This window comes from Actinomadura sp. CNU-125 (genome assembly GCF_001942465.1).
Taxonomy (GTDB): Bacteria; Actinomycetota; Actinomycetes; order Streptosporangiales; family Streptosporangiaceae; genus Spirillospora.
Window position 1 is genome coordinate 1 of record NZ_MKJY01000348.1, and the last position, 4,528, is coordinate 4,528.

The following is a 4,528-nucleotide window of genomic DNA, read 5'->3' on the forward strand; positions in this document are numbered from 1 at the left end:
CCCGAAGGTGTCGACGGCGGCGGCGACGGCGGCTCGCTGTCGGCGGGCTCGCGCACGTCGCAGCGCACGAACGCGCCGTCCAGCTCGGCGGCGAGGGCGGCGCCGCCCCGTTCGTCCACGTCGGCGAGGACGAGCCGGACGCCCCCGGCGGCGAGCCGGCGCGCGACCGCGGCCCCGATGCCGTTGGCGCCGCCGGTGATCAGCGCGACCTTGCCGGTCCCGTCGAAGCCCGTGCCGTCGAAGGCTGCCATTGGGGACTCCCCTCCAAAGTAACTGACTCGTCAGTTACTCTAGCGGAATGGACTTCGGTTTGAGCGAGCGGGCGCGGGACTACCACGGCCGCCTCCAGGACTTCATGGACTCCCACGTCTACCCGGCCGAGGCGGTGTACGCCGCGCAGCGGCGGGAGCTGCGGGAGCGGGGCCGCGAGCACCACGTGCCGCAGATCGTCGAGGACCTCAAGGTCGAGGCCCGCCGGCGCGGGCTGTGGAACCTCTTCCTGCCCGACAGCGACGCCCCGGCGCACGGCCTGAGCGTGACCGACTACGCGGCGCTGGCCGAGGTGACGGGCCGCTCCCCCAACCTCGCCCCGGAGGCCACGAACTGCGCGGCGCCCGACACCGGGAACATGGAGGTGCTGCACCTGTTCGGCACGCCCGAGCAGAAGGAGAAGTGGCTGCGGCCGCTGCTGGACGGCGAGATCCGCAGCGCGTTCGCGATGACCGAGCCGGACGTCGCCAGCTCCGACGCCCGCAACATCTCGACCCGGATCGAGCGCGACGGCGACCACTATGTGATCAACGGGCGCAAGTGGTGGATCAGCGGTTCCGCCGACCCGCGCTGCAAGATCATGATCGTGATGGGCAAGACGGATCCGGACGGCCACCCGTACCGGCAGCAGTCGATGGTGCTGGTGCCGGTGGACGCGCCGGGCGTGGAGATCGTCCGTCCGCTGCCCGTGTTCGGCTACCAGGACCAGCACGGCCACTGCGAGATCCGGCTGACCGACGTGCGGGTCCCGGTGGAGAACCTGGTCGGCGAGGAGGGCGGCGGCTTCGCCATCGCGCAGGCCCGCCTCGGCCCCGGCCGCATCCACCACTGCATGCGCGCGATCGGGATGGCCGAGCGGGCGCTGGAGCTGATGTGCGAGCGCGCGGTGTCGCGGGAGGCGTTCGGCGGGCCGCTGGCCAAGCAGGGCGTCGTCCGCGAGCAGATCGCCGAGTCGCGGATGGCGATCGAGCAGGCCCGGCTGCTCACCCTGAAGACGGCGTGGCTGATCGACGAGCACGGGGTGCAGGCGGCGCGCTCGGAGGTCGCGGCGATCAAGGTGATCGCGCCGCGCGTCGCGCTGGAGGTGGTGGACCGCGCCATCCAGGTGCACGGCGGCGCGGGCGTCAGCGACGACACCCCGCTCGCGGGCATGTGGGCGGGGCTGCGGACGCTGCGCCTCGCCGACGGGCCCGACGAGGTGCACGTCCGGTCCGTGGCGCGGGCCGAGCTGGGCAAGTACCTCGACAAGTGACCGATCGGCAGATGAACGGATAGATGAGCGAATCGACGGGGGACGCGTCCCCGGGCGTGCGGCGGCGGATGCCGTACGCCCGGCGGCGCGAGCAGCTGCTGCAGGTGGCGCTGGCCGAGTTCGGCCGCCGCGGCTACCACCTGACGCAGATGGAGCACGTCGCGGGGGCGGCGCAGGTGTCCAAGGCGCTGCTGTACCAGCACTTCGCGTCCAAGGAGGAGCTGTTCGTCGAGGTGACCGAGGCGATCGTCGCCGAGCTCACCGGACGGCTGAACGCGGCGGTGCTCGCCGAGCACGATTCGCGCGAGGGCATCCGGGCGATGATCCGGGTGCTGTTCGACTACGCCACGGCCGAACCGGACGCGTGGGCGCTGGTCATCCGGCACCTCGACAAGCCCGAGGTCGGGCCGGAGCTGCGGGAGCTGCGCGACCGGCTCGGCACCGCGTTCGCCGACCTGCTGCTGCGGCGCCGCCGCGCCGACCCCAAGCTGTCGCCCGCCGCGCTCGCGGTGAACGAGCACCGCGCGCGGCTGCTCGTCCCGCTGATGTACGGGTCGATGCTGTCGATGGTGTCGTGGTGGCTGGAGCATCCGGACACGCCGCGGGAGCGGGCCGAGCAGATGGCGGTGGAGTTCATCTGGCTGGGCCTGGACCGGCTCCGAACGGGCGAGCGGCTGCCCAAGGCTTAGCCGGCGGGTCGGCGCGGGGCGTCGGCGCGCGGGGTCCGCGCCGTCTCCGCCAGCCGGGCGAGGGCCGCGGCGGCCTCTCCGTCCCCGGGCGACGCGTAGTGCACGAGGACGCTGAGGTCGGGCTCGTTCTCCACGTTGATCTTCATGAACCGGAGCGTCACCCGGCCGAGCGCGGGATGGCTGTAGTGGCGTTCGGACGGGGTGAAGGGCGTGATGTCGTGGCCGTCCCAGAACTCGCGGAACTCGGCGCTGGTCGCGGTGAGCCGCTCCACGAGGCGCTGGAAGCGGGGGTTGCCCGCCTGCCGGCCGGCCTCGTTGCGCAGCAGCGCCGTGAGCCAGCGCGCCTCGGCCTCCCATTCGGGGAACCTGGCGCGCATCCACGGATGGTGGAACATCATCCAGACGATGTTGAGGTCCTCGCCAAAGGGCGGGTCCTCGACGTCGCGGAACAGCGCGTCCACGGGGGCGTTCCAGGCGACGACGTCGAAGCAGCGGGTGACGACGTGGGCGAGGTTCGGCTCGACCATGGTCAGCAGGGCCCGGACCTCGGCGGAGACGGCGGCGGGCGCGGCCGGTTCGGCGGCGGGCTCGCCCGCGAGTTCGAGGAGGTGCCGGTGCTCGTCCGGGCCGAGCCGCAGCGCGCGGGCCAGGGCGTCGAGGACCTGCCGGGACACGCCGTTCACGCGGCCCTGCTCAAGCCACGTGTACCAGGTGAGGCTGACGCCCGCGGCGGCCGCGACCTCCTCGCGGCGCAGCCCCGGCGTGCGGCGGCGCGGGCCCGGCGTGATGCCGGCGTCGCGCGGCGCGAGCCGGTGGCGGCGGGAGCGCAGGAAGCCGCCGAGTTCCCGGCGCCTGGCCTCGGCCGTCGGATCGGGCACGGCCCGGCCCCCTTTCCCGTCGCATCCTGTCAGTCCGGTTAATACTGTTAACTGTAGTCTTCCTCCGGTCGCGCCGCCCCCCGAGCATGGCCTCATGAGCACTCGAACCGTTCTGATCACGGGCGCCGCCGGAGGCATCGGCGGCGCCGCCGTCCGGCGCCTGCACGACCTCGGCTGGGAGGTGTACGCGGGCGTCCGCCGCTCCTCCGACGCGTCCCGGCTGCCCGCGGGCGTCCGTCCGCTGGTCGTCGACCTCATCGACGAGGAGACGATCGACGCCGCCGCCAAGGAGGTCGCCGCGCGCACCGGCGGTCGGCTGGACGCGCTGGTGAACAACGCGGGCGTCATCGTCGAGGGCCCCGTCGAGACGGTGCCGCTCGACGAGTGGCGCCGCCAGTTCGACGTCAACGTCATCGGCCAGGTGGCGGTGACGCAGTCGGTGCTGCCGATGCTGCGCGCGGCGAAGGGCCGGGTCGTCAACATCGGCGCGGTCAGCTCCCGGATGTGCGCGCCGACGTTCGGGCCGATCGCCGCGTCGAAGGCGGCGCTGGCGTCGGTCACCGAGGCGCTGCGGATGGAGATGCGCCCGCTCGGCGTCGCGGTGAGCCTGGTGGAGCCGGGCTCGATGCAGACGGAGATCTTCGCCAAGGCGGGCGACGCCGCCCGGGCCGCCGGGTGGCGCGGCGACGCCGCGACGCACCGCCTCTACCGGGGGCTGGCCGAGAAGATGGGCGAGTTCACCGAGAACGCGTCGCGGGCTCCGGTGGACGGCGTCGTGAAGGTCATCGTGAAGGCGCTGACGGCGCGGCGCCCGTCCTCGGTCTACCTCGCCGGGCGGGAGGCGCGGATGATGGCGACGCTGGCGAAGGTGCCCGACCGGACCCGCGACCGGCTCGTCCTGCGGACCGCCGGTATCGACGCCGCGACGTACGAGGGCTAGGCACGAGGGCCGGGCGCGCAGGCCGGGCGCGCAAGCCGGGCGCGCAGGCCGGGCGCGCGGGGTCAGCCGAAGACGGCGTCGCGGGCGGCGTCGAGGGCGGCAGCACCGCGCCCCGCAGGATCGGGTCGCCCTCGACGACCGCCGGGCGCACCTCGGTCGCCGCCGGGGACAGCGCGTCCAGGCGGGCCGAGACCAGCCGGGCGAGCCCGTCGCCGCCGCGCGCCGAGCGCGCCGCCGAGCACGACGAGGCCGGGGTCCAGGACGGCGACGAGCGCGAACACGCCGCGGACGATCCGGTCGGCGAGGCGTCCGGGGCGAGGCCGCGGACGGCGGGGAGCTCCATCAGGCCGCAGAAGTCGGCGTCGCCGAACTTGAGCAGCCCGACCTCGCCCGCGCCGCCGGACGCGCCGCGCCGCAGCCGTCCGTCGAGGACGACCCCGGCGCCGATCACGTCGTCGAGCCAGAGCAGCGCGAAGTCGTCGCGGCCGACCGCGGCGCC

Annotated in this window: 6 protein-coding genes; 3 read left to right on the forward strand and 3 right to left on the reverse strand. The window is 74.3% G+C overall.

Annotated features, from left to right (window positions below; translation table 11 throughout):
* A partial coding sequence (locus tag BJF79_RS32810) for an SDR family NAD(P)-dependent oxidoreductase (RefSeq protein WP_143220533.1) occupies positions 1 to 251 on the reverse strand: 251 nt, incomplete at its 3' end.
* A gap of 47 nt (positions 252 to 298) precedes the next feature.
* Here BJF79_RS32810 and BJF79_RS32815 point away from each other — a divergent pair.
* Positions 299 to 1,522, forward strand: a complete 1,224-nt coding sequence (locus BJF79_RS32815; protein ID WP_075903291.1) for an acyl-CoA dehydrogenase family protein — start codon at positions 299 to 301, stop codon at positions 1,520 to 1,522.
* Between the two features lie 23 nt (positions 1,523 to 1,545).
* Positions 1,546 to 2,211 carry a TetR/AcrR family transcriptional regulator gene (locus BJF79_RS32820; RefSeq protein WP_075903293.1) on the forward strand — a complete coding sequence of 222 codons (666 nt, stop codon included), beginning with the start codon at positions 1,546 to 1,548 and terminating at the stop codon, positions 2,209 to 2,211.
* Here BJF79_RS32820 and BJF79_RS51820 read toward each other — a convergent pair.
* Positions 2,208 to 3,089 (reverse strand): helix-turn-helix transcriptional regulator, encoded by an 882-nt coding sequence (locus tag BJF79_RS51820; RefSeq protein ID WP_075903295.1) that lies wholly within the window; start codon positions 3,087 to 3,089, stop codon positions 2,208 to 2,210. The two genes, BJF79_RS32820 and BJF79_RS51820, sit on opposite strands and share 4 nt — an antisense overlap.
* 94 nt (positions 3,090 to 3,183) lie before the next feature.
* On the opposite strand from BJF79_RS51820, the gene BJF79_RS32830 reads away from it, so the two are divergent.
* A complete protein-coding gene (locus tag BJF79_RS32830) occupies positions 3,184 to 4,029 on the forward strand; it encodes an SDR family NAD(P)-dependent oxidoreductase (protein ID WP_075903297.1) in 846 nt (281 codons plus the stop codon).
* A 62-nt stretch (positions 4,030 to 4,091) separates the two neighbouring features.
* Here the strand turns inward: BJF79_RS32830 and BJF79_RS54175 are convergent, their stop codons facing one another.
* Positions 4,092 to 4,310, reverse strand: a complete 219-nt coding sequence (locus tag BJF79_RS54175) for a hypothetical protein (protein WP_143220537.1) — start codon at positions 4,308 to 4,310, stop codon at positions 4,092 to 4,094.
* Between the last annotated feature and the right edge of the window lie 218 nt (positions 4,311 to 4,528).